26 protein-coding genes are annotated in these 25,240 nt (G+C 50.9%); 9 read left to right on the plus strand and 17 right to left on the minus strand.

Annotated elements, in window-relative coordinates; all coding sequences use genetic code 11:
• The first annotated feature begins 9 nt into the window (after positions 1-9).
• Both gltD and FEK42_RS07165 read left to right on the plus strand, forming a co-directional pair.
• Positions 10-1,428 (plus strand): glutamate synthase subunit GltD, encoded by a 1,419-nt coding sequence (gene gltD / locus FEK42_RS07160; protein ID WP_135490401.1) that lies wholly within the window; start codon positions 10-12, stop codon positions 1,426-1,428.
• A gap of 183 nt (positions 1,429-1,611) precedes the next feature.
• On the plus strand, positions 1,612-2,724 hold the full coding sequence (locus tag FEK42_RS07165; RefSeq protein WP_135493016.1) for a PDDEXK nuclease domain-containing protein: 1,113 nt from the start codon (positions 1,612-1,614) through the stop codon (positions 2,722-2,724).
• A gap of 59 nt (positions 2,725-2,783) precedes the next feature.
• Here FEK42_RS07165 and nanQ read toward each other — a convergent pair whose 3' ends face one another.
• The 6 genes from nanQ to nanR form a co-directional block, all read right to left on the minus strand.
• Positions 2,784-3,248 carry an N-acetylneuraminate anomerase gene (nanQ, locus tag FEK42_RS07170; protein WP_135493017.1) on the minus strand — a complete coding sequence of 155 codons (465 nt, stop codon included), beginning with the start codon at positions 3,246-3,248 and terminating at the stop codon, positions 2,784-2,786.
• Entirely contained in the window at positions 3,245-4,120 is an 876-nt protein-coding gene (gene nanK, locus FEK42_RS07175; protein ID WP_135493018.1) for an N-acetylmannosamine kinase, read from the minus strand. The genes nanQ and nanK overlap by 4 nt, the downstream gene beginning before the upstream one ends.
• Positions 4,117-4,806, minus strand: a complete 690-nt coding sequence (locus tag FEK42_RS07180; protein ID WP_135493019.1) for an N-acetylmannosamine-6-phosphate 2-epimerase — start codon at positions 4,804-4,806, stop codon at positions 4,117-4,119. Before FEK42_RS07180 ends, nanK begins: the two co-directional genes overlap by 4 nt.
• 46 nt (positions 4,807-4,852) lie before the next feature.
• Positions 4,853-6,343, minus strand: a complete 1,491-nt coding sequence (nanT, locus tag FEK42_RS07185; RefSeq protein WP_135493020.1) for a sialic acid transporter NanT — start codon at positions 6,341-6,343, stop codon at positions 4,853-4,855.
• Between the two features lie 108 nt (positions 6,344-6,451).
• Entirely contained in the window at positions 6,452-7,345 is an 894-nt protein-coding gene (nanA, locus tag FEK42_RS07190; protein WP_130260181.1) for an N-acetylneuraminate lyase, read from the minus strand.
• 122 nt (positions 7,346-7,467) lie between these two features.
• Entirely contained in the window at positions 7,468-8,259 is a 792-nt protein-coding gene (gene nanR, locus FEK42_RS07195; protein WP_135493021.1) for a transcriptional regulator NanR, read from the minus strand.
• 380 nt (positions 8,260-8,639) lie between these two features.
• On the opposite strand from nanR, the gene dcuC reads away from it, so the two are divergent.
• The gene (gene dcuC, locus FEK42_RS07200; protein ID WP_130204538.1) at positions 8,640-10,007 is read left to right on the plus strand and encodes an anaerobic C4-dicarboxylate transporter DcuC; all 1,368 of its coding nucleotides are present in this window, start codon (positions 8,640-8,642) and stop codon (positions 10,005-10,007) included.
• Positions 10,008-10,050: 43 nt separating this feature from the next.
• Here dcuC and sspB read toward each other — a convergent pair whose 3' ends face one another.
• The 6 genes from sspB to zapE form a co-directional block, all read right to left on the minus strand.
• Positions 10,051-10,548, minus strand: coding sequence for a ClpXP protease specificity-enhancing factor (sspB, locus tag FEK42_RS07205; protein WP_064529500.1), 498 nt, complete (start codon positions 10,546-10,548; stop codon positions 10,051-10,053).
• 5 nt (positions 10,549-10,553) lie between these two features.
• Positions 10,554-11,192: a stringent starvation protein SspA gene (gene sspA, locus FEK42_RS07210; RefSeq protein ID WP_000257293.1), complete on the minus strand. Its 639-nt coding sequence runs from the start codon at positions 11,190-11,192 to the stop codon at positions 10,554-10,556.
• A gap of 268 nt (positions 11,193-11,460) precedes the next feature.
• Complete coding sequence (locus FEK42_RS07215) at positions 11,461-12,255, minus strand: DUF695 domain-containing protein (protein WP_135493022.1); 795 nt, start codon at positions 12,253-12,255, stop codon at positions 11,461-11,463.
• A gap of 156 nt (positions 12,256-12,411) precedes the next feature.
• Complete coding sequence (gene rpsI / locus FEK42_RS07220) at positions 12,412-12,804, minus strand: 30S ribosomal protein S9 (RefSeq protein WP_000829818.1); 393 nt, start codon at positions 12,802-12,804, stop codon at positions 12,412-12,414.
• A 15-nt stretch (positions 12,805-12,819) separates the two neighbouring features.
• Positions 12,820-13,248 (minus strand): 50S ribosomal protein L13, encoded by a 429-nt coding sequence (gene rplM, locus FEK42_RS07225; RefSeq protein WP_000847559.1) that lies wholly within the window; start codon positions 13,246-13,248, stop codon positions 12,820-12,822.
• Between the two features lie 219 nt (positions 13,249-13,467).
• Positions 13,468-14,595 carry a cell division protein ZapE gene (gene zapE / locus FEK42_RS07230; RefSeq protein ID WP_138211775.1) on the minus strand — a complete coding sequence of 376 codons (1,128 nt, stop codon included), beginning with the start codon at positions 14,593-14,595 and terminating at the stop codon, positions 13,468-13,470.
• A gap of 193 nt (positions 14,596-14,788) precedes the next feature.
• Between zapE and zapG the strand changes: the two genes are divergently transcribed.
• From zapG to degS, 3 genes are all read left to right on the plus strand, one after another.
• A complete protein-coding gene (gene zapG / locus FEK42_RS07235; RefSeq protein ID WP_010345273.1) occupies positions 14,789-15,187 on the plus strand; it encodes a Z-ring associated protein ZapG in 399 nt (132 codons plus the stop codon).
• A 154-nt stretch (positions 15,188-15,341) separates the two neighbouring features.
• Positions 15,342-16,709, plus strand: a complete 1,368-nt coding sequence (degQ, locus tag FEK42_RS07240; protein WP_130204532.1) for a serine endoprotease DegQ — start codon at positions 15,342-15,344, stop codon at positions 16,707-16,709.
• Positions 16,710-16,798: 89 nt separating this feature from the next.
• Positions 16,799-17,866, plus strand: coding sequence for an outer membrane-stress sensor serine endopeptidase DegS (gene degS / locus FEK42_RS07245; RefSeq protein WP_064529496.1), 1,068 nt, complete (start codon positions 16,799-16,801; stop codon positions 17,864-17,866).
• A gap of 62 nt (positions 17,867-17,928) precedes the next feature.
• Here degS and mdh read toward each other — a convergent pair whose 3' ends face one another.
• A complete protein-coding gene (mdh, locus tag FEK42_RS07250; RefSeq protein ID WP_064529495.1) occupies positions 17,929-18,867 on the minus strand; it encodes a malate dehydrogenase in 939 nt (312 codons plus the stop codon).
• Positions 18,868-19,301: 434 nt separating this feature from the next.
• Here mdh and argR point away from each other — a divergent pair, with 434 nt between their 5' ends.
• Both argR and yhcN read left to right on the plus strand, forming a co-directional pair.
• Positions 19,302-19,772: a transcriptional regulator ArgR gene (gene argR / locus FEK42_RS07255; RefSeq protein ID WP_064529494.1), complete on the plus strand. Its 471-nt coding sequence runs from the start codon at positions 19,302-19,304 to the stop codon at positions 19,770-19,772.
• 365 nt (positions 19,773-20,137) lie between these two features.
• Positions 20,138-20,401 (plus strand): peroxide/acid stress response protein YhcN, encoded by a 264-nt coding sequence (gene yhcN, locus FEK42_RS07260; protein ID WP_000695690.1) that lies wholly within the window; start codon positions 20,138-20,140, stop codon positions 20,399-20,401.
• A 55-nt stretch (positions 20,402-20,456) separates the two neighbouring features.
• On the opposite strand, the gene FEK42_RS07265 is transcribed toward yhcN, so the two are convergent.
• The 4 genes from FEK42_RS07265 to aaeX all read right to left on the minus strand — a co-directional run bounded on the left by FEK42_RS07265 (position 20,457) and on the right by aaeX (position 24,098).
• The gene (locus FEK42_RS07265; protein ID WP_001028998.1) at positions 20,457-20,729 is read right to left on the minus strand and encodes a barstar family protein; all 273 of its coding nucleotides are present in this window, start codon (positions 20,727-20,729) and stop codon (positions 20,457-20,459) included.
• A 252-nt stretch (positions 20,730-20,981) separates the two neighbouring features.
• Positions 20,982-22,949 (minus strand): p-hydroxybenzoic acid efflux pump subunit AaeB, encoded by a 1,968-nt coding sequence (gene aaeB, locus FEK42_RS07270; RefSeq protein ID WP_138211776.1) that lies wholly within the window; start codon positions 22,947-22,949, stop codon positions 20,982-20,984.
• Positions 22,950-22,954: 5 nt separating this feature from the next.
• Positions 22,955-23,887, minus strand: a complete 933-nt coding sequence (gene aaeA, locus FEK42_RS07275) for a p-hydroxybenzoic acid efflux pump subunit AaeA (RefSeq protein WP_130223742.1) — start codon at positions 23,885-23,887, stop codon at positions 22,955-22,957.
• Positions 23,888-23,894: 7 nt separating this feature from the next.
• Complete coding sequence (gene aaeX, locus FEK42_RS07280) at positions 23,895-24,098, minus strand: p-hydroxybenzoic acid efflux pump operon protein AaeX (protein ID WP_000051841.1); 204 nt, start codon at positions 24,096-24,098, stop codon at positions 23,895-23,897.
• Between the two features lie 182 nt (positions 24,099-24,280).
• On the opposite strand from aaeX, the gene aaeR reads away from it, so the two are divergent.
• A complete protein-coding gene (gene aaeR, locus FEK42_RS07285; RefSeq protein ID WP_130204526.1) occupies positions 24,281-25,210 on the plus strand; it encodes an HTH-type transcriptional activator AaeR in 930 nt (309 codons plus the stop codon).
• Positions 25,211-25,240: the final 30 nt, after the last annotated feature.

Here is a 25,240-nt window from a genome sequence, read left to right on the forward strand (position 1 = left end):
GTAGCAACAATGAGTCAGAATGTTTATCAATTTATCGACCTGCAGCGTGTTGATCCGCCAAAGAAACCGCTGAAGATCCGCAAAATTGAGTTTGTTGAAATTTACGAGCCGTTTTCCGAAGGCCAGGCCAAAGCGCAGGCTGATCGCTGCCTGTCGTGCGGCAACCCATACTGCGAGTGGAAATGCCCGGTACACAACTACATCCCGAACTGGCTGAAGCTCGCCAACGAGGGGCGTATTTTTGAAGCGGCGGAACTGTCGCATCAGACCAACACGCTGCCGGAAGTATGCGGACGTGTCTGCCCGCAAGACCGTCTGTGCGAAGGTTCCTGCACCCTGAACGATGAGTTTGGCGCGGTGACCATCGGCAACATTGAGCGTTATATCAATGATAAAGCGTTCGAAATGGGCTGGCGCCCGGATCTGACAGGCGTGAAACAGACCGGTAAAAAAGTGGCGATTATCGGCGCAGGCCCGGCGGGTCTGGCGTGTGCGGATGTCCTGACGCGCAACGGCGTAAAAGCGGTCGTCTTCGACCGTCACCCGGAAATCGGCGGCCTGCTGACCTTCGGTATTCCGGCCTTCAAGCTGGAAAAAGAGGTAATGACGCGCCGCCGTGAAATCTTCACTGGCATGGGCATTGAGTTCAAACTCAATACCGAAGTGGGTCGTGACGTACAGCTGGACGATCTACTGAACGATTACGATGCTGTATTCCTTGGCGTCGGGACTTATCAGTCAATGCGCGGCGGGCTGGAAAACGAAGACGCCGATGGCGTGTACGCAGCGCTGCCGTTCCTCATCGCCAACACCAAACAGTTAATGGGTTTTGGTGAAACCCGCGACGAACCGTTTGTCAGCATGGAAGGTAAACGCGTGGTGGTACTTGGCGGTGGCGACACTGCGATGGACTGCGTGCGCACGTCTGTACGCCAGGGGGCGAAGCACGTTACCTGTGCCTATCGTCGTGATGAAGAGAACATGCCAGGTTCCCGCCGCGAAGTGAAAAACGCGCGGGAAGAAGGTGTTGAGTTCAAATTCAACGTCCAGCCACTGGGGATTGAAGTGAACGGCAACGGTAAAGTCAGTGGCGTGAAAATGGTGCGTACCGAAATGGGCGAACCGGATGCCAAAGGCCGTCGCCGCGCGGAGATTGTGGCAGGTTCCGAACATATCGTTCCGGCAGATGCGGTGATCATGGCGTTTGGCTTTCGCCCGCACAGCATGGAATGGCTGGCAAAACACAGCGTCGAGCTGGATTCCCAAGGCCGCATCATCGCCCCGGAAGGCAACGACAACGCTTTCCAGACCAGCAACCCGAAAATCTTTGCTGGCGGTGATATCGTCCGTGGTTCCGATCTGGTGGTGACCGCTATTGCCGAAGGTCGTAAGGCGGCAGATGGGATCATGAACTGGCTGGAAGTTTAAACTCTGCCCCAGCGCCGCCTCCTCAGAAAAGAGTCGGCGCTGAAATTCTCCTTTCTTTCTGGAAAACGCCTCGCATAATCTGAAGAAAACCAATGTAATACGCTCATCTCGATTGTTACTGGTAGATGCCAGGCGTATAGCTGATTCCATTATTTAACACAGCGCCATATAAAGGGAAAGATAATGGAATCGCTCTCATTTCAAACCACCGCAGGCTACCAGCAAATCCACGACGGCATTATTCACCTGGTCGATAGTGCCCGGACGGAAACGGTACGTAGTGTTAACGCGTTAATGACCGCGACGTATTGGGAAATTGGCCGACGGATTGTCGAATTTGAACAAGGTGGTGAGGCTCGGGCCGCGTATGGTACGCAGCTAATCAAGCGGCTATCAAAGGATTTAAGCCTAAGGTATAAGCGTGGATTTTCCACCAGGAATTTATGGCAGTTTAAGAATTTTTATATTTGTTTTCAAAGAATTGAAATTGTGCAGACACTGTCTGCACAATTCACCCCCACAATTCTCCAGACTGTGTCTGGAGAATCTTGCCATTTAGCGCAACTCGCCAAATCCTTCCCCCTGCCCTGGTCCACTTACGTCCGTTTGCTTTCTGTTAAAAAAGCTGATGCTCGCAGCTTTTATGAGAAAGAGACACTCCGCTGTGGCTGGTCTGCTCGTCAGCTCGAACGACAAATTGCGACCCAGTTTTATGAGCGGACACTACTGTCATATGACAAATCAGCCATGCTGCAACAACACGCTCCTGCCGAGACGCATATTCTTCCGCAGCAGGCGATACGCGATCCCTTTGTGCTCGAATTTCTGGAATTAAAAGATGAATACTCAGAATCTGATTTTGAGGAGGCGCTGATCAACCACCTGATGGATTTCATGCTGGAACTTGGGGATGATTTTGCCTTTGTTGGTCGACAACGAAGGTTACGCATTGATGACAACTGGTTTCGGGTCGATCTGTTGTTTTTCCACCGCCGTTTACGCTGCCTGCTAATCGTCGATCTAAAAGTGGGCAAATTTAGCTATAGCGATGCCGGACAAATGAATATGTATCTCAACTATGCCAAAGAGCACTGGACGCTACCGGATGAAAATCCGCCCATCGGTCTGGTTCTCTGTGCAGAGAAAGGAGCCGGAGAAGCACATTATGCTCTGGCAGGTTTGCCTAACACCGTTCTGGCAAGTGAATATAAGATGCAGCTACCTGATGAGAAACAACTCGCGGATGAACTCGTTCGAACACAGGCGGTGCTAGAGGAAGGCTATAGACGCCGTTAATTTCAGCGGTTTCGAATTCTGCAGACGGTGTCTGCAGAATCTTTAAAACGAACTAAGTTTTAAGCCATTAAATCAGCCTTAACCTTCACCACAACCTTTTTAATCTCACCAGGTTCGCCAACAACGCATCCCGGTTTATGCGGTTCTCCTGGCATAAACACGGCGAACATTCCCGGTTTCAGGATGATGGCTTGCTCGTTCTCAATGGTGCTGCAAAGCTGGTAATCATCATCATGGTGGAACTCTTCACACTGGTGCGCAGTGCCTGCCATGCCAAACAGAATCCGTTCCTCACCGTTTAATAACAGCTGGATATCAATGTATTGCTCGTGCAATTCCGCTTTTTTCTCGACGGGCGATTGAGTGTTAAACGTCATGACATTCATAAAGATATTGTCGCCCTGTAATTCGTAACGACCCGGTGTTTTTTCTTGCGGTCTGGCAGCTAATGCCAGCGTTAATGCGTCCTGTAACGCAGGATGTAACCCGGCAGACGGTAATGACTGTACTTCACCCATCATCATAATATTTCTCCCTGGGCCAACAGCGCGGCCCCAAGTAAACCTGCATCATGGCGGTAGTGCGCCGCCAGTAAATCAACATGAAATGCCGCTGGCTCCTGCGCCAGATACGTTTCCACCAGCGCCAGATACCCTTCTGCCAGACCAACGCTGCCACCGACCACTACGCACTGGCAATCAGTTGTGGCTTTAATATCAGCGATCAGCCTTGCAAGCGTACGTGAGGAGCGGTGAATCAGTTGCTGCGCCTGCTCGTCGCCCTGCCCGGCGCGCGTGAAAATGGTTTTCGCATCCGCGCCAGCCAACTCCCCCTGCGCTGCCGCTGCAATGCCGCGACCAGAAGCAATCGCTTCCACGCAACCTGTGCGTCCACAGCCGCAGACTGGACCGTGTGGATCGGCCAGCGTATGCCCGATATGCCCCGCCAGACCACCAGGGCCGGTCAGCAACTTGCCGCCGCTCACTACACCGCCGCCGACGCCAGTGGAAACGGTGATAAACACCATCTCGGTTACATCGCCTTCCAGCGCCTGATACTCCGCCCATGCTGCGGCCTGCGCATCATTAATGGCAATGGTCGGCAAATCAGTAAGTTGCTCCAGCGTTTTGACTAACGGAAAGTGTAGCAATCCACCGAGATTATGCGGATTCAGCGCCAATAAGCTGCCGTCGCGAATAATTCCGGTTGAAGCGATAGCAACCCGCTGCGCATGAGCGTGTAACGGGGAGACTAATGCGGATAAGGCATCACGCAGCGCCTGCGGCGTCTGGCTGGCAGGCGTAGGAAGTTCTCGGCGATCGCGGATCTGCCCATCAGCGCCAATCAGCGCAGCGGCAAGTTTAGTACCGCCGATATCAATCGCCAGAGTGGTCATAGCACCGCCTTTTTCATCGCTGTGTTGTACCACTGACAAATGTGTTCAAGACGTGTGATAGCAGAACCGACCGTCACCGCCCACGCGCCGTGGCGCATTGCGTCTGCCGCCTGGGATGGCGTGTTGTAACGCCCTTCGGCAATCACCCGACATCCGGCGTCGCTTAATGTCTTCACTAGTGCCAGGTCTGGCTCTTCCGGCGTTTCTGGCGTGGTGTAACCCGAAAGCGTGGTGCCAATAATTTCGGCGCCCAGCTTTTGGCTTGCCAGGGCGTCTTCCGGCGTTGAGCAGTCGGTCATCGCTAGTAAACCGTGATGGTGAATACGTGCCAGCAGCGTTTCAACAGGCACCGGACGCGGTCGGTCGGTGCCGTCAATCGCGATAATGTCTGCGCCCGCCTGCGCCAGCGCATCAACATCTTCAATATAGGCCGTGATGCGTACCGGAGAATCCTCCAGATCGCGTTTCACAATCCCGATAATCGGCACACTCACCACCGCACGCGTGGCTTGCAGATTTGCCACACCTTCGATGCGAATGGCAACCGCACCCGCCTGCTCTGCCGCTAATGCCATGGCAGCGACGATTTCCGGTTTATCGAGTGGGCTGTCAGGCACCGGCTGGCAGGAGACAATCAGGCCACCGTTGGCAGCGATTTTTTGATCCAGTTGTGCAAGTAACGACATACTTCTTCCCTTAGCAAAAGGCCCGGCACATGGCTGGGCAACAGGATTAACTTTTGGTTTTGACTAAATCGTTTTTGGCACCGCCAAACGGCACGGCACCGCTGAATGGTTTGCCGTCGATAGCGTCATGAGTACGCAACGCTTCCGGGCGCAACCAACGCTGAACGCGAGAAGGCATATCCAGCCCAATCAGCAGGATCACCACGAACGTCAGACTGAACGAAAGCGATCCCAGTGCCGTCCCCAGATCCAGACGTTGAGCAATCAGCGCACCAATGATCGGCGCCAGTGCGCCGCCAAGTGCGCCAACGTTATAGGTAAAGCCCAGGCCCGCTGCACGCTGGTCGGTATCGAAATAACCGCCAATCAGTTTCGGTAAGATCCCGGAGATCCCCTGACCGAGCATTTGCTGGAAGAACAGTAACAGACCAAGTACCCAGACGTTTGCGCCGCCAATCGCAAATACCGGAATAATCAGCAATTGCGAAGCTAACAGGCTACAAACATAGGCTTTGCGCGTTCCCAGCCAGTCACCGAGGAAGCCGCCGACACAGCACCCCACCGCCGCCCCAAAGCCGCTAAAGAACAGCACATTGGCGACAGTATGCGGGTCATAAGCAAGATCGGTTTTCAGATATGTTGGCAGCAGTGCCTGAATCGGCCACGAGTAGAGGAAAGCAAATAACACAACCACCATCAGCATTATGCCTGTTGGCCAGCGTTTGCCCGTACTCTGTACCATAAAGCTGATAAAGATTGCGGCGCATAACAGCCCGAGAACAGCGACGATTGCGGCATTTTGCAGGTTACCGGCGAAGCAGAACCACAGCGCAGTAGCCGCCGCCAGCGTCATCACGATATTGGCGATGCGATGTTCACCACGGTAGAGAATATCCACCATCGTGCGCACCGGTGCTTTGCCCCCGTGTTTCTCTTTCCAGTCTTCCGCTTCCGGGATGTTTTTCCGCAACCAGAGAGCAAAGATGATCGGTAAGATGCCGATAAAGAACAGTGCACGCCAGCCCCAGACCGGGACTACCAGACTATAGACCTGGGCGGCAACGACAGCCCCCACAGAGAAGCCGGAAATCAGAAAACCACTGGCTTTATTACGCAGGTGTTTTGGCCAGCTTTCAATCACATAGGTGGCGCTGGAACCGTACTCACCCGCCATTCCCATGCCTATCACCAGACGAGCGATAAACATAGTGATGTAGCCAGGCGCGAAGCCGCAGGCCAGCGTCCCGACCGAGAAGAGAACGATACTGGTGACCATTGCCAGACGACGCCCGTAGCGGTCGCCCATAGCGCCAAGCATCAGGCCGCCGAACCAACGAGAGATGAAGGCTGCGGAGATCAGACTTGCCGCCTGTACCGTTGTCAGCCCGAATTCACCTTGTACTTCAGTGAGTACCAGGGCAATTAAAACGAAATCAAAACCATCAAGCAGATATCCCAACCAGGCAGCGGAAAATGCCCGCCATTGCGCACGATTGAGATGGCGATACCACGGGATATTCTGGGTTGTAGTACTCATTGTGAGTCTCCCGCGGTGGGCGATGCCCACACGCTTTGGTATGAAAATTGTAGGGTACAGATGCGCTTATTTCCCCTCACCCGGTAGGGGCGAGCGAGGGGAAAGAACTCACCCGCGCTCTTGCATCAACTGCTGGGCAAGCGCCTTCAGTTCTGGCAGATATTTTTCATCAACCGGACCAAACGGTTTACGGCACAGCGGAACAGACACCACATCCATATAGTGCAGGACGGTTTTCAGGCCACGGAATACGCCAGTTTTAATCAGCAAATCAATGACTTTGTTGCACTCAGTTTGCAGTTTCTGCGCGGTCTGGATATCACCTTCTTTCAGCGCCTTCACGATACCCTGATAGCGCCAGCCCATAATGTTGTAAGTGCTGCCGATACCGCCGTCTGCGCCCGCCAGCAGGCCGGAAGCGAAGATTTCGTCGTAACCGTTATAGAGCACCAGATCCGGATGCTCGCGACGGATCTGCTCCATCTGATAGAGATCGCCAGAGGTCTGTTTCAGTGCACCTACGCCAGGTAACGTAACCAGTGTATTGATCTGATCCAAAGTCAGTTTTACCCCGCTCAATGCCGGAATGTTGTACACCACCATCGGCAAACCATCCGCCGAGTCAATGATTGCCCGATAGTGATCGCAGTGTTCTTCAAAGCTGAAAGGATAGTAGAACGGCGTAACGGCGGAGACGGCATCGAAGCCATAACGTTTGGCTGAAGCCGCAAGCTGTTGGCTTTCAGCAGTACTGACGCAACCTACGTGAGCGATTAATTTAATCTTGCCTTTCGCCTCTTCGGCGACGATTTCCAGTACCTGTTCACGCTCGGAAATGCTCTGCACAAAGGCTTCGCCTGTCGAACCCCCCACGTACAAACCGTCGATGCCCTGCTGAATATTGAACTGAACCAGGCGGCGCAGACTCGCTTTGTCCAGTGCTTGTTGTTGGTCAAAAGGAGTCAGGAGTGCGGCCATCACGCCGCGTAAATTCGTTGCCATAAATACCTCTGAAGTGATGCTTGTCTGTTGAAACGATATACCTTTATACCTGTTATACCAGATCAAATAAGCAACACATCATACAGAACGCTTATAATGCGATCTGCTTCACTAAAGTGGCATTATTTCTTTTTGTGGATGGTTTGGCCGAAGGCGTGCCAGGTGGCAGAAACGCTGTTGAGATGCGATTGCAACGCGCGATCGGCTTCGTCGGGATCGTGGCGGCGGATCGCGCCAACGATCGCAATATGTTGTTGATAGCTGACGTTATTATGCTCATGCAATGCCTGATCGGCGACCGTTGGGCGCGCGGCGATCAACCAGTCGAGCAAGGCAACGTGGATTGCCTTAAAGATCGGATTACCCGGTATCTCCGCCAGTACGCGGTGGAAATCAACGTCTGAACGAATGAACGCGGCATTGTTATCCAGCGACTGACTGTTGATTTCCAGGGCTTTTGCCAGCAAATCGATTTGTTCATCGGTGGCATGTTCAGCCGCATAGCGCACCAGGCTGGACTCAAAGAACAGACGTAACTGTTCGAAATGGGCTATCCCTCCTGGATGAGAAAGGAAATCTTTCGCCATACCGGACAGCTCGCCGATGATAGTGTCCGCAGAAGGACGCGAGACGCGAGCGCGCTCACCGTTATTTATTTGCACCAGACCTTTACGCTTTAACGCCGCCAGCGCTTCACGCACCGAAGGACGCCCGACGTTAAAGAACGCCATGAGTTCGCGCTCAGACGGCAACTGCTCCCCTTCGCCAAACTCGCGGCGGCGGATCATCTGCTCCAGCTCTTCTTCCACCATTTCGGAGAGTTTTTTACGCGCCAGCGGACGGCTACGCAAGTTGCGACCAATTGCAGGTGAAGAATCTTCGTTTTGCGAATCAAATGCGTTCATAAGGCCCATTCTTTAAGGTCAGTGTGATTAACATCATCAATGACATCCTATCACAGGAATGAAAGCAGGGTGAAACGAAGGGTTTTACTCTTCGTACACCATCATTATCGTAATTAATTTAATAATTAACTTTTGCGAAAAATAAATATAACGCAGATAAAAACATCCCCGCCAAATTATTTACAAGAATATTCATAGACATTATGAATATTATGAATGTATTCTTGCGAAATAATCATAAATGTATATTTTATAATGAAAAACCCTCTTTATTACGATTAAAAAATTCGACACCAACACCATAAATAGCCTTGTAAAAAATATAACATCATTGTTTTCAATCTGCCGTTACTGGGATTGACCATATTCTTTTGACACGGAGTTGAACAATGTTCGGCATAATTATTTCTGTCATCGTGTTAATAACGATGGGCTATTTGATCCTTAAAAATTACAAACCACAGGTGGTGCTGGCCACAGCGGGTATCTTCCTGATGATGTGTGGTGCCTGGTTAGGGTTTGGGGGTGTACTCGACCCCGCCAAAAGCAGCGGCTATTTGATCGTCGATATTTATAATGAAATCCTGCGCATGCTGTCCAACCGCATTGCCGGGTTGGGGCTGTCGATTATGGCGGTGGGCGGTTATGCCCGTTACATGGAGCGCATAGGAGCCAGTCGGGCGATGGTGAGCTTGTTAAGCCGCCCGTTAAAGCTCATTCGCTCACCGTATCTCATACTGTCGGCAACTTACGTCATCGGTCAAATCATGGCGCAGTTTATTACCAGCGCCTCCGGTCTGGGTATGTTGCTGATGGTCACGTTATTTCCGACGCTGGTGAGTCTGGGAGTAAGTCGCCTCTCTGCGGTGGCGGTTATCGCGACCACCATGTCTATTGAATGGGGAATTCTGGAAACGAACTCCATTTTTGCCGCCCAGGTAGCGGGAATGAAAATCGCCACTTACTTCTTCCACTATCAGCTACCGGTCGCCTCTTGTGTCATTCTCTCAGTGGCAATCTCCCACTTTTTCGTGCAACGCGCTTTTGACAAAAAAGATAAAAATATCAATCACGAACAGGCGGAGCAAAAGGATCTCAACAATGTTCCACCGCTCTATTACGCCATTTTACCGGTGATGCCGTTAATCCTGATGCTCGGCTCGCTGTTCCTCGCCCACGTTGGGCTGATGCAGTCAGAACTGCATCTGGTGGTGGTGATGTTACTGAGTTTGACGGTGACGATGTTTGTTGAGTTCTTCCGCAAGCATAACTTGCGCGAAACAATGGACGATGTGCAGGCGTTTTTTGACGGCATGGGTACGCAGTTTGCCAACGTGGTAACGCTGGTGGTCGCTGGTGAAATATTTGCGAAAGGCTTAACGACGATTGGCACCGTTGATGCGGTTATCAAAGGCGCAGAGCATTCTGGCCTTGGTGGCATTGGCGTGATGATTATTATGGCGCTGGTAATTGCCATTTGTGCCATTGTGATGGGCTCCGGCAATGCGCCATTTATGTCATTTGCCAGCCTTATTCCGAATATCGCTGCTGGACTGCACGTACCTGCGGTAGTGATGATTATGCCGATGCACTTTGCCACAACGCTGGCGCGTGCGGTTTCGCCGATTACTGCGGTAGTGGTAGTAACTTCAGGAATAGCAGGCGTTTCGCCCTTTGAAGTGGTGAAGCGGACTGCGATCCCCATGGCAGTCGGATTCGTGGTGAATATGATTGCCACAATTACGCTATTTTATTAAGCCCTTAAAACGACAAAACAGGCCACCTGGGCCTGTTTTTGTTTTACTTCACAACGCGTAATGCCGGGCGACCACCACGTGGCGGTTGCGGCGGTTCATCATCAGGATGATTATCATCATCGCGATCTGGCTTATCGCCATCAATGACCGACATAACGGTTTCATTATCTGCCGATACATCTTCATCATTCATGATGCTGGCATCTTCGTCGTAGGCAGCTTCAGGCTCGAACATCGTGCCTGCGCCATTTTCACGGGCGTAGATAGCCAGCACAGCAGCCAGCGGTACTGAAACTTGCCGCGGGATACCGCCAAAGCGCGCGTTAAAGCGCACTTCATCATTCGCCAGTTCCAGGTTGCCGACCGCACGCGGAGCAATGTTGAGTACGATTTGCCCGTCACGTGCATATTCCATAGGAACCTGCACGCCAGGGAGCGTCACATCCACCACCAGGTGCGGCGTGAGCTGGTTATCCAGCAACCACTCATAGAATGCACGCAGCAGATAGGGACGACGTGGTGTTAGCTGTGACAAATCCATACAGATTAACTCCGGCCCAGACGCATTTCACGTTCAGCTTCGGTTAAGGAAGCAAGGAAAGAGTCACGCTCAAAGACGCGGGTCATATAGCCTTTCAGCTCTTTCGCACCCGGGCCGCTGAACTCGATGCCCAGTTGCGGCAGACGCCACAGCAGCGGAGCAAGGTAGCAATCGACCAAGCTGAACTCATCGCTCAGGAAGTACGGCTTCTGACCGAAGACCGGCGCAATAGCCAGCAGTTCTTCGCGCAGTTGCTTACGAGCGGCATCCGCTTCAGAGGCTGAACCGTTGATGATGGTGTTCATCAGCGTGTACCAGTCTTTTTCGATGCGGTGCATGTACAGGCGGCTTTCACCGCGAGCTACCGGGTAAACAGGCATCAGTGGCGGATGCGGGAAACGCTCATCCAGGTATTCCATAATGATGCGAGATTCCCACAGGGTCAGCTCACGATCCACCAGGGTCGGAACGCTCTGATTCGGGTTGAGGTCAATCAGATCCTGAGGCGGATTGTCCTTTTCCACGTGTTCGATCTCGAAACTTACACCTTTTTCAGCCAGCACGATGCGGACCTGATGGCTATAGATGTCAGTAGGACCGGAAAACAGCGTCATTACCGAACGTTTGTTGGCAGCGACAGCCATGAAAACCTCCAGGTATAGTCAGAATTTTTACTGCTACCAGCCACCAGGTGGCCAGTCAGAAGTTGTGTTACCCAGTAAGGAACGACTCTCTTTGTTCGAAAAACAAACAAAAAATGAGCAATACCCGACATTTGGGCAGAAAATTGGATGATAGTTTACCAGATTTTGCGACCTTTGTGGTGAGTCGATGCCTGAAATGGGGAAAAAGAGATGTTCCTTAGTCTGAAATGCTTGACTTAATCCCCACCAGAAATGTTGTCTACCTCTTTTACGCCGTTGCTATCGGTGCGCCCCAGCCATCAAAACTACCGCCATGTTTTTCAGCCAAATCGGTAAGCTGGCATGTAATATCGGTCATCTGCCATTGTTCAGGAGCATCAGTGTTCGTAAATGACGCCATATACCCTGGTTGTTGGTCGTTCATCCGAATGCTCACCAGCGTAATGCCATATGGCAATTTCGTCACGTCCTCCGCAAAGGCACGGGTAGCAGCTTCTGTCGGCAATGTCGCGTAGTAATCAATGGTGCGTGGAAGAGTCAAATCGTCACCATGTTCCAGCAGCCCACGGCATACGCGGGCATCGTGTATCCAGTTCCAGTCATATTTCGACGGGTACAGGAACTGGCGATAGTAATTTCCGTTATCGTTTTTACTCATACTATAGCTGCAAGAGACTTCCGGGCCACCCGCGAGCAATTTATCCAGCGTTCTTTCCCAGTCCAGATCTTTTTCCGACTGGAAAACAAAATCGCGCCAGCCTTCTTGTGTTACCACCCCCACCAACCAAATCGGTAATGCCTTGCCCCTCTCCTCAAGCCAGTCCTCTATACGATTTAAACGTTGTGTTTCATCAGGCTGCGGTAAACCGTTTTCATAACAATGGGTATAACGCACACGAAAGAACCATGTGTGGTTAAGTCGATCAAATCTTTCATCCTGAACGGCGCCGATATCAACACGTATGCCCGTGACATGGTCATCCACTGTTGTAATAAAGAACTCCCATTTATTCGACAACGTTAAAGATTCTTTCTTGTTAAACAATGCATTAAATAATCCCATCGCGATATCCTTTTCTACAGTACGTGGAAAATACTATTAAAAAGAGAATAATGCTGAAGGGAGAGGGAAAAGAGGCTGGAATCGGACTTTAGCCATAAAAAAACCCGCCGAAGCGGGTTTTTTTCGCAAATTGTATTCTGCCGAAGCAGAAAGCAATTAACGTTTGGAGAACTGCGGACGACGACGTGCTTTACGCAGACCGACTTTCTTACGTTCAACCTGACGAGCGTCACGAGTAACGAAGCCAGCTTTACGCAGTTCAGAACGCAGGGATTCGTCGTACTCCATCAGAGCGCGGGTGATACCGTGACGGATCGCACCAGCCTGACCAGAGATACCACCACCTTTAACAGTGATGTACAGATCCAGTTTCTCAACCATGTCGACCAGTTCCAGCGGCTGACGAACTACCATGCGGGCAGTTTCACGACCGAAGTACTGTTCCAGAGAACGTTGGTTGATAACGATTTTACCGTTGCCCGGTTTGATGAAAACGCGAGCTGCGGAACTTTTGCGGCGACCAGTGCCGTAGTATTGATTTTCAGCCATTGCCTATAATCCCGATTAGATGTCAAGAACTTGCGGTTGCTGTGCCGCGTGGTTGTGCTCGTTACCCGCGTAAACTTTCAGTTTACGGAACATAGCACGACCCAGCGGGCCTTTTGGCAACATGCCTTTAACCGCGATTTCAATCACACGCTCAGGACGGCGAGCAATCATCTCTTCAAAGGTCGCTTGTTTGATACCACCGATGTGACCGGTGTGGTGATAGTACACTTTGTCAGTACGCTTGTTGCCGGTTACAGCAACTTTGTCAGCGTTCAGAACGATGATGTAATCACCGGTATCTACGTGCGGAGTGTATTCCGCTTTGTGCTTACCGCGCAGGCGACGAGCCAGTTCAGTAGCCAGACGGCCCAGAGTTTTACCGGTCGCGTCAACAACATACCAGTCGCGTTTTACGGTTTCTGGTTTAGCTGTAAAAGTTTTCATTAAAAGCTTACCCAATAAATAGTTACACGTTGGTGAACACCCAAACGTCTTCAATTGTTGAGGTTCACACGACAAAGTCCGGCAAACCTACCCCTTCGAATAGCCTATGCCAGCACACAAAAAGTTTCGGGAAAAAAAACTTTCTTGTAACGTGGGGTCGCAGGATTATAGAGAAGTCGGGGTCAAAGATCGACCCCTTTTTGTGATTTATGGCAGGTTTTACCCCGCCAAATGCTCGCGCTTCAAATACTCTTCGCTCTGCATCTCTTGTAGACGTGACAGGCAACGCTGGAACTCAAACTTCAGTCGCTCGCCCTGATAAATTTCATACAAAGGCACTTCTGCGCTCACCACTAATTTGACATGGCGCTCGTAAAACTCATCCACCAGCGCAATAAAACGTCGCGCTTCGCTCTCCATCAACCGCGTCATGACTGGCACATCAAACAACATCACTGTGTGAAAGAGGCGTGAGAGCGCTATATAGTCATGCTGGCTGCGGGCATCGACACACAAGGTGGTAAAAGAGACGGCAAGCGTCTGATTCTCAACGCCCATTGTCGCCAGCGGTCGATGGTTGATTTCTAACGTCGGTGAATTTTCGCGTTTCGCTCCCGCCAGCACCAACCAAAGTTTATCCATTTGCGCACGGGTTTCATCATTGAGCGGCGACAGCCATAAATGCGCCTGGGTAAGCGTTCGTAGTCGATAATCGACGCCTGCATCGACATTCATTACATCGCAATACTGTTTAATGGCGTCGATAGCCGGTAGAAAACGCGCTCGTTGCAGGCCATTACGATAAAGCTCATCAGGCGGAATATTTGACGTTGCGACCAGCGTTATTCCGCGAGCGAACAGGGCTTTCATTAAACCGCCAAGCAACATGGCATCGGTAATATCCGAAACAAAAAATTCATCAAAACAGAGGACATCGGTTTCTGCTTTGAAGCGATCGGCAATAATTTCCAGCGGGTCAGTCTGCCCCTGTAATGCAGTCAGTTCTTCATGCACGCGCAGCATAAAACGGTGAAAGTGCAGGCGCTGTTTCCGCTCACCCGGCAAACTTTGATAGAAAAGGTCCATCAGCCAGGTTTTCCCGCGTCCTACACCGCCCCACATATATAAGCCACGCACCGACGCACTGCTTGCCTCTTCGCGCTTACCCCACAGTTTACCGACTCGCGCCATTAACCCACTCGCCCTCGCAGTGGGCGGCGTGCTGTTGATTAATTCCTGGTAGATAATCTCCAGCCGACTGACGGCCTCTTTTTGTACGTCGTCAGGTTGATGGCTGCCCTCATTGAGCGCCTTCAGGTATTGCGATGTCGGGGTAACGCTTTGCATGATGTTCTTGTTATTCCTTGAATAATCGGTGTGCCGTTGTTCACGGTTGACGAAAAAAAGGCCGTTCTACACTACGCGATATGCAGTCGGGATTCCACTTCTGTGGAATTAACGGTTATAGTGGCATAATCAGCCGCAGGCATGGAGCCTGAAGCCAACACCCTACGGAAACAAAAGACAACGGGAGATGTTCATGACCTGGGAATATGCGCTAATTGGGTTAGTCGTCGGCATCATTATTGGTGCTGTGGCCATGCGTTTTGGTAATCGTAAACTACGCCAGCAACAGGCGTTGCAGTACGAACTGGAAAAAAATAAAGCTGAACTGGACGAGTATCGCGAAGAGTTGGTTAACCACTTTGCCCGCAGCGCGGAATTACTGGATACCATGGCGCATGACTATCGCCAGTTGTATCAACACATGGCGAAAAGCTCCAGCAGCCTGCTGCCGGAACTGTCCGCAGAAGCAAACCCGTTCCGTAATCGTCTGGCTGAGTCTGAAGCCAGCAACGATCAGGCACCGGTGCAGATGCCACGCGACTATTCTGAAGGCGCATCTGGCCTGCTGCGCACTGGCGCAAAGCGCGACTAATTTATTTTGCGGGCGCAGCCATTGCGCCCTCCTCTTCTCTCCCTCCCCGACTATCATTTAATCTGGTGTCTCATTGTTAGCCGTCTGAAAATTCAATAACATCAAACTGTTTTGAATCTCTTTTTCTTATCATTCAGGTACGAGAGCAGGAATAATGAAAAAACAAACCCAGCTGTTGAGTGCATTAGCGTTAAGTGTCGGGTTAACTCTCTCGGCGCCGTTTCAGGCTGTCGCGTCGATTCCCGGCCAGGTTGCCGGTCAGGCGCCATTGCCCAGCCTGGCCCCGATGCTGGAAAAAGTGCTTCCCGCGGTGGTAAGCGTGCGAGTTGAAGGGACTGCCAGCCAGGAACAGAAAATCCCGGAAGAATTCAAAAAATTTTTTGGCGATGATTTACCGGATCAACCTGCGCAACCCTTTGAAGGTTTAGGCTCCGGTGTCATCATCAATGCCAATAAAGGTTATGTGCTGACCAACAATCACGTCATCAATCAGGCACAGAAAATCAGTATTCAGCTCAATGACGGACGCGAGTTTGATGCGAAGTTGATTGGCAGCGACGACCAGAGCGATATCGCCCTGCTACAAATTCAGAATCCGAGCAAATTAACGCAAATCGCCATTGCCGACTCCGACAAACTACGCGTCGGTGATTTTGCCGTCGCGGTCGGTAACCCGTTTGGCCTTGGGCAAACCGCGACTTCAGGCATTGTTTCCGCATTAGGTCGCAGCGGGTTAAATCTCGAAGGTCTGGAAAACTTTATCCAGACCGATGCTTCCATTAACCGGGGTAACTCCGGCGGTGCGCTGTTAAACCTTAACGGCGAGTTGATTGGTATTAACACCGCAATTCTTGCCCCTGGCGGCGGTAGCGTCGGGATTGGCTTTGCTATCCCCAGCAATATGGCGCGTACCCTGGCGCAGCAACTTATCGACTTTGGTGAAATTAAACGCGGTCTGTTAGGCATTAAAGGTACCGAAATGAGTGCCGATATCGCCAAAGCGTTTAATTTAGATGTGCAACGTGGCGCGTTTGTCAGTGAAGTACTGCCTGGTTCTGGCTCGGCGAAAGCGGGCGTAAAAGCAGGCGATATTATTACCAGCCTCAACGGTAAACCGCTCAATAGCTTCGCCGAATTGCGTTCCCGCATCGCCACCACTGAACCTGGTACTAAAGTGAAGCTTGGCCTGTTACGTAACGGCAAGCCGCTGGAAGTGGAAGTGACGCTTGATACCAGCACATCGTCTTCAGCCAGTGCAGAGATGATTACACCGGCGCTGGAAGGCGCAACGTTGAGTGACAGTCAGCTAAAAGATGGCGGAAAAGGCATTAAGATCGACGAAGTTGTCAAAGACAGCCCCGCCGCTCAGGCAGGTTTACAGAAAGATGATGTAATTATTGGCGTGAACCGCAATCGGGTGAACTCGATTGCTGAGATGCGCAAAGTACTGGCAACCAAACCGGCAATTATTGCCCTGCAAATCATGCGCGGTAATGAGAGCATTTACCTGCTAATGCGTTAATGTCATAAACCGGGCATCAGGCTGACGTGTGATGTCCGGTTAACTCGTGATATGCTGCTGCCGTTCCCTTTTTTAATGACGCCTCCATCATGTTTGTGAAGCTCTTACGATCCGTTGCGATTGGATTAATTGTCGGCGCTATTTTGCTGGTTGCCATGCCTTCGCTGCGCAGCATTAACCCGCTTTCCACACCGCAATTCGACAGTGCCGACGAGACGCCTGCCAGTTATAATCTGGCGGTCCGCCGCGCCGCGCCAGCGGTGGTAAATGTCTATAACCGTGGTTTGAACACATCCTCACACAACCAGCTTGAGATCCGTACGCTAGGGTCAGGTGTGATCATGGATCAACGTGGTTATATCATTACCAATAAACATGTAATCAACGACGCCGATCAGATCATCGTCGCCTTACAGGATGGTCGTGTATTTGAAGCGCTGCTGGTTGGCTCTGATTCACTGACCGATCTGGCGGTGCTCAAAATTAATGCCACTGGCGGTTTACCCACCATTCCAATCAATTCTCGTCGCATACCGCACATTGGCGATGTAGTGCTGGCGATCGGTAACCCGTACAACCTCGGGCAAACTATTACCCAGGGGATTATCAGCGCCACGGGTCGCATCGGCCTGAACCCGACCGGGCGGCAAAACTTTCTGCAAACCGATGCATCCATTAACCACGGCAACTCCGGCGGCGCACTGGTGAACTCGCTGGGCGAACTGATGGGCATCAACACACTGTCGTTTGATAAGAGTAACGATGGCGAAACTCCAGAAGGCATCGGTTTTGCCATTCCCTTCCAGTTGGCAACCAAAATTATGGATAAGCTAATCCGCGATGGACGTGTTATTCGTGGCTATATCGGTATTGGCGGCCGCGAAATCGCACCATTACACGCGCAAGGTGGTGGTATCGATCAACTGCAAGGGATTGTGGTTAATGAAGTGTCACCTGATGGCCCGGCGGCTAATGCCGGTATCCAGGTCAACGATCTGATTATCTCGGTGGACAACAAACCTGCAATCTCCGCTCTGGAAACAATGGATCAAGTGGCAGAAATTCGACCAGGTTCGGTGATTCCGGTGGTGGTGATGCGTGACGATAAAAAACTGACATTGCAGGTCACTATTCAGGAATATCCAGCGACCAATTAAGTCGTGCGCTCAAAACAAAAAACCGGAGACGTTGCTCCGGTTTTTTATTATTCGTTAATCAATTACTTATTAACGAACTCTTCGCCCAGGGCGATATCTTTCTTCAGCGTATCCAGCATTCCTTCCAGCGCGTTCTGTTCAAATGCGCTCAGAGTACCGATGGATTTACGCTCTTCTACGCCATTTTTACCCAGCAGAAGCGGTTGAGAGAAGAAACGAGCATACTGGCCGTCACCTTCAACGTAGGCACATTCAACGACACCTTTTTCGCCTTGCAACGCACGAACCAGAGACAGGCCGAAGCGTGCAGCTGCCTGGCCCATGGACAGGGTTGCAGACCCGCCACCGGCTTTCGCTTCAACCACTTCCGTACCCGCGTTCTGGATACGTTTGGTCAGATCAGCAACTTCCTGCTCGGTAAAGCTTACGCCAGGAACTTGAGACAGCAGCGGCAGAATGGTAACGCCAGAGTGACCGCCAATAACCGGAACTTCAACTTCACCCGGCTGTTTGCCTTTCAGTTCAGCGACAAACGTATTAGAACGGATGATATCCAGCGTGGTGACGCCAAACAGTTTATTCTTGTCATACACACCCGCTTTCTTCAGCACTTCCGCAGCGATTGCTACCGTGGTGTTTACCGGGTTTGTAATGATACCGATGCACGCTTTCGGGCAGGTTGTCGCAATTTGCTGTACCAGATTCTTCACGATACCGGCGTTAACGTTAAACAGGTCGGAACGATCCATCCCTGGTTTACGCGCTACACCTGCGGAGATTAGAACCACATCAGCGCCTTCCAACGCAGGGGTCGCATCTTCACCAGAAAAACCTTTGATTTTCACAGCAGTAGGGATATGGCTCAGGTCGACGGCCACACCGGGAGTGACTGGAGCGATATCATACAGGGAGAGTTCTGAACCTGAAGGCAGTTGGGTTTTTAACAGTAATGCAAGCGCCTGGCCAATACCGCCAGCAGCGCCGAGGACTGCGACTTTCATCCTAAACTCCTTATTATATTGATAAACTAAGATATGTTGCTCCGCTGCCGCGACCTTAATCCACAAATTAACAGTTTACAATGACCACTTCTCAAGAATGTGTAGTCACGCAAATTTGGCGTTTATGCATTTAATTGACGTAATCAGGAACCTAACTTACGTAATTAACAGCCGCTTATGCATCAGAGCAACATTCCAACAGGTGGTGACAATATACCCTACCGTTCAGCCAAAACAACATCAATTTGATAACAATTAATTTACTTTTAAGCGGAATTTGCGCGCCGTGACGCAGGCATGTTTCTCAATCACGAAATTTGATAAAATCCCGCTCTTTCATAACATTATTTCAGCCTTCTCCAGGGCAGACTGTTTGCATAAAAATTCATCTGTATGCACAATAATGTTGTATCAACCACCATATCGGGTGACTTATGCGAAGCTCGTCTAAGCAAGAAGAATTAGTTAAAGCGTTTAAAGCGTTACTTAAAGAAGAGAAATTTAGCTCCCAGGGCGAAATCGTCGCCGCATTGCAGGAGCAAGGCTTTGACAATATTAATCAGTCTAAAGTCTCGCGGATGTTGACCAAATTTGGTGCTGTACGTACCCGCAATGCAAAAATGGAAATGGTTTACTGCCTGCCAGCTGAACTGGGCGTACCAACCACCTCCAGTCCGTTGAAGAATCTGGTGCTGGATATCGACTACAACGACGCTGTTGTTGTAATACATACCAGTCCTGGCGCGGCGCAGTTGATTGCGCGTCTGCTGGACTCTCTGGGCAAAGCAGAAGGTATTCTTGGCACCATCGCAGGTGATGACACCATCTTTACCACCCCTGCTAAAGGTTTCACCGTCAAAGACCTGTACGAAGCGATTTTAGAGCTGTTCGACCAGGAGCTTTAATCTCTGCCCCGTCGCTTCTGGCGGCGGGGAAAATATTGCATTCTCCATTCATCGCCCTGTTTCCCCCTGCCATTCATTTAACGAATGGTGCGTTTTATAGCGACAAAACATTCACACAACGAATACACAGAGCAAAAAACGCACATTTTGCAAAAACACATATCTTATTGAAATGAATGTTATTTCCACTAAACACCCGTATTTTTAATTCACTTTTGTTATAAAAATTAATCTTTTTAACAATTCTCCCTCAATAGAAACAGTTAGCGTGGTATTAATTAGCTCAATAATTAGTGTATACTTAATTTTGTGATATGGGTCACGAAACAAAGGCCCAGCTAAAAGATTATGTCGAGGTAAAAATCATGAAAATCAAAACCACTGTTGCTGCATTAAGTGTGCTCTCTGTCCTCTCTTTCGGTGCTTTCGCTGCCGATTCCATTGATGCTGCACAAGCTCAAAATCGTGAAGCCATCGGCACCGTGTCCGTCAGCGGTGTAGCATCTTCTCCAATGGATATGCGTGAAATGCTGAACAAAAAAGCGGAAGAGAAAGGCGCGACTGCTTACCAGATTACCGAAGCGCGTAGCGGCGATACCTGGCACGCCACAGCTGAACTGTACAAATAAACCCTCATCGTCTTGTCCGACGACATTGCCCCCGGTTTGGGGGCTTTTTTTTGCGCTAGTGACGAACATTAAAACGCAAATGCCCTTCCAGCTCTTCCTCCGCCTCATCAAACAGCAATATTAACGCGCCAAAACGCCGACGCGTTTTTTCTCCCAGATGAACAAATTCGATCTCCAGCGGTAGCGGCAGAACATCGTTCATTAATACATCCCACAGTGAGTCGAGATCGCGCACCTTATCTTTCGCCAGACCAAAGGTTTGGCGAAAGTCGCGATAAAAGTCCTCCTGACTCTCAATCTCATCAAAATCAAAGCTATAGATATTCATCTGTTGCCACCGTCACGTTTCGCGGCGAGTTCTGCCGTTCATCGCTAAGTATAGACATGAAAAAACCGACGCTTTTGGCATCGGTTTCTGATTACTGACAAAGTGCACTTTGTTCATGCCGGATGCGGCGTGAACGCCTTATTCGGCCTACCAGGGGGTGCAAATTCAATATAGGCCTGATAAGCGTAGCGCATCAGACAATTTGGAGTATGTCAGCAATCTCAACCGACACCTTTTGGCGTCGGCTTTGACTTAATTATCGGTTAGCGCGTGCTGGTATTTATGCAGCATACCGGTAAGCCGATGCACCGGTTCCGTGACCTGCGGCGGCGCTTGCCAGATGCGTAGTTTTTCCTGGTAGATATCCAGTTCTTCCAGCAACTGACCGAAGTAACGACGGCGTTTGTCATCGCTGCGGGCAGAAATCACGTGGTCCGCTGTGCGGCGCATTTGTCGGTGAAATGCCGATAAATCATCATTCACGGGTATCGGCGCATCACGCAATCGCTGGTGAGCGATAATCATCGTTAACGCCAGGCGAAACTTCGGCAAATCGCCGGGAAATTTATTCATCAGCAAAAACAACTGCTGATAAAGCGCTGGCAGATGGTTCTCTTTACGCCGGGCGACATTGGTGGTCATCGCGGAAACAGCGGCAGAAACAAACTGATTAAGCAGCACGCGTCCTGTCCTGTCGCGCGATTTATCCCGCACCAGTAGAATGACGATGAACGCCAGCACACAGCCCACGATTTGCCCCAGCGCGCTATCGAGAAACTGACTGAACTGAAAGGTCATCGGGTTATCCAACACGATAATATTAATCGTACTGGCCAGCGCGCCCATCGATCCCAACCGCCGTTTCTGCACTTCAATACCAAGGAAAAATCCCAGCACCGCCAGGCTAAGGCACAGCAGCAACATACTCTGTTGGGTATTGGGGATAATCACCAAAAAATAGAGCAGCCCTAACGGTAGCGCAGCTACCGTGCCGTAGATAAAGTCGATCGCCACCATGCGTGGATTAGGTAAACGCATTGCCAGCGACGTTACGACGGCAATCATCACCATTGCGCCACTGCCGGAGGTCCATCCGGTCCACAGCCAGAACAAAGTCCCCAGCATGCAGGACAGCGTGGTACGCCAGAAGTTGACCATTGCATGATGGCGCTCGGCGGATTCTACTTTTACTTCCGGCTCACCTTGCAGGATCTCTTCTTCAGTGGCGTTAATTTTGGTGTTACTGATAACGCCTCGCTTGAGCAACTGATAACGCGTTGCCGCCGCAACCCAGCTATAAATAGTGATGGGTGTTTCACGTTCCCCGGTCCAGGCAATCACTCGCCGCAGGCGTTTTAGCTGCTTATGGACGTCCTGCGCAGTTTCTACCGGCGTGTCAAAAAATTCGCGGAAGGTATCAGTGATCAACTCCGGGCGCGAGTTCTGAATGAGATAAGTTTCGCAGGACTGGGTGATCAGCGTCAGCGACAACGTGTTGATCGCTTTTAAACGCCGATTGGCACGCGCCCAGCGGGAAGATTCCATGTTCAGATTGCTACGCATCCCTTGCAGCGCCGTGGTGCGGCGAACCAGGTCGCCCCAGGCCTTATCAACAATCTCGCCATCACCATGTTTGATGCATAATTGCATTAGTTGATATTGCGCCACCAGCAAACTTTCCAGCTCTCGATCCACTTCTTGTTTGATCGATCGTGGAGAAAAGAGCAGATCCGCCACAATAGCACACACAATACCAATGACGATTTCACTACAACGTTCAACGGCAAACTGCGGCGTCAGCAGCGGTTCTGGCTGAACGGTGATCACAATGATCAGCGCTGTATAACCGGCAAGCCCCCACGCATAGGAGTTCTCTACTCGTACCAGCGAGGAGAGCCAGGTACAAAAACCGGCCCAGATACAGCACACCAGAATCATCAACAATGGTGCACGGATCATCGCAATAATGATCACCAGCCCGGCAATACAACCGATAAATGTACCGATGATGCGCAAAAAGCCGCGATAGCGGATGGCACCAGAGTACGGTTCGCCACCGGCGGCAAAGGCAGGACCGGCGGCAACAATCGCCGCAGTCAGAACAGCCCAGCGTGGTGTTTCAAGCTGAAAATGAAAGCCAACAAACAGCGCCAGCACAATGGCGGTCGCCAGTTTTACCGCGAAGCGAATATGTTGGTTAGCAATGGAGAAAATACCCATCGTGATTAACCAAACTCACGCAGGCGATGGGCCATTTTACGGAAGAACGAATCCTGACTTTCATCGCGATCTTGTTTACCCGTAACCACCACAGTAGCGGTAGTCCCCGCAGGCCAGATGTTATCTTGCTGGTTGTCGAGACGAATACGTACCGGGACACGTTGCGCCAGACGCACCCATTCAAGGTTGGAATCGATGGTCGCCATCCCTTTGTCATCACGCGTACTGCTGGCGTTAGTGACCCCAGCGGCAACACTATCGACAGTCCCTTTCAGCACTTTATTGCTACCAAGCGGCGTAATTTCTGCGCGATACCCAGAACGTACCCCTTCCAGCTTGGTTTCTTCCATATAGGCCAGCACATAGAAGGAGTTCTGTTTCACCAGCGCTACAGCCGTTGAACCACGCGTAATAAATTCACCGGTATAGACGTTGAGGTTGGTCACCCAGCCATCTGCTGGCGCGCGGATCACAGTACGTTCAAGATCCAGTTTTGCCAGATCGCGGGTTGCCTGAGCTTTCGCTAACTGATGCAGGACCGTTTGCAGCACGTTATTGGCCTGGTCTATCTCTTCGCGAGACATCGCCTGTATGCCGAGACGGTTGCGACGTCCAGCTTCCTGGCGTTTTTCCTGCGCCAGTACCTGATAATAGGCAACATCAGCTTCCGCTTCTTCGAGGGCCTTTTGGTAGCGTGGCTGGTCGATGGTGAACAGTACCTGTCCTTTTTTCACCAGCTGGTTATCATGAACATTCACTTGGGTGATGAGTCCGGAGACATCCGGCGCAATCGCGACCACATCGGCGCTAAAGCGCGCGTCACGCGTCCACGGAGATTCGGTGTAATAGACCCAGGCATTAAAAATTGCGATGAAGGCCAGAATGACTAATACGACCGTGATGGCCGTACGGGAGAATTTTCTTATTAGCGTTTTCACTTCAACCTCAAACGAACAGTCGCGATATCAAATAAAACAAACAGCAATAGAGCGCGGTGTTGAACAGCGCCGGATGCCAGACGAAGTCGTAGATACCTGTTGGCACAAGGACCCGGCGCACCAGCCAGAAAATCGCCAGTGATAAAAGCAATTCGAAAAATATCGGTGGGAAGGACAGCCCAAACACCACGATAACGGGAAACAGACTCATGTTGACCTTGGTTGTATAGAGAGAGCAGGTGTTATTATTTTCAGCATCTGTCGCCGCAGAGAAGGGCATAGAAAGCCGGGCGAGAGCAACATTGCTGTAGATTGATATTTAATATATTAGCGTAACTGTTATGCTGTTATCTATATTATGTGATCTAAATCACTTTTAAGTCAGAGTGAATAATGGAACGACTAAAACGCATGTCGGTTTTCGCCAAAGTGGTTGAATTTGGTTCGTTTACCGCCGCCGCCAGACAGCTTCAAATGAGCGTTTCATCTATCAGTCAGACGGTGTCTAAACTGGAAGATGAGTTGCAGGTAAAGTTGTTAAACCGCAGCACACGCAGCATTGGCCTGACCGAAGCAGGTAGAATTTACTACCAGGGCTGCCGTCGGATGCTCCATGAAGTGCAGGATGTCCATGAGCAACTGTATGCCTTCAATAACACGCCTATCGGGACGCTGCGCATTGGCTGTTCTTCAACTATGGCTCAAAATGTTCTCGCTGGGCTGACGGCAAAAATGTTGAAAGAGTACCCTGGTTTAAGCGTCAATCTGGTTACCGGAATTCCTGCACCCGACCTGATTGCCGACGGTCTGGATGTCGTGATCCGCGTCGGCGCGTTGCAGGATTCCAGCCTGTTTTCCCGCCGTCTGGGGGCGATGCCGATGGTGGTGTGCGCCGCTAAAAGCTATCTCACACAGTATGGCGTACCGGAAAAACCCGCCGATCTAAGTAGCCATTCATGGCTTGAGTACAGCGTGCGTCCGGACAATGAATTTGAACTGATCGCGCCAGAAGGGATCTCGACTCGCCTCATCCCACAAGGACGGTTTGTCACTAACGATCCAATGACGCTGGTGCGCTGGTTAACGGCAGGCGCTGGGATCGCGTATGTACCGCTGATGTGGGTGATCAATGAGATCAATCGTGGGGAGCTGGAGATCCTGCTGCCGCGTTATCAGTCGGATCCACGCCCGGTTTATGCACTGTATACCGAAAAAGATAAGCTGCCACTGAAGGTGCAGGTCGTGATCAACTCACTGACGGATTATTTTGTCGAGGTCGGTAAGTTGTTTCAGGAGATGCACGGGCGCGGGAAAGAGAAGTAATTCATGTGCGTGCCGGATAAGGCGTTTACG

The organism is Escherichia sp. E2748, from assembly GCF_005781125.1.
GTDB lineage: Bacteria > Pseudomonadota > Gammaproteobacteria > Enterobacterales > Enterobacteriaceae > Escherichia.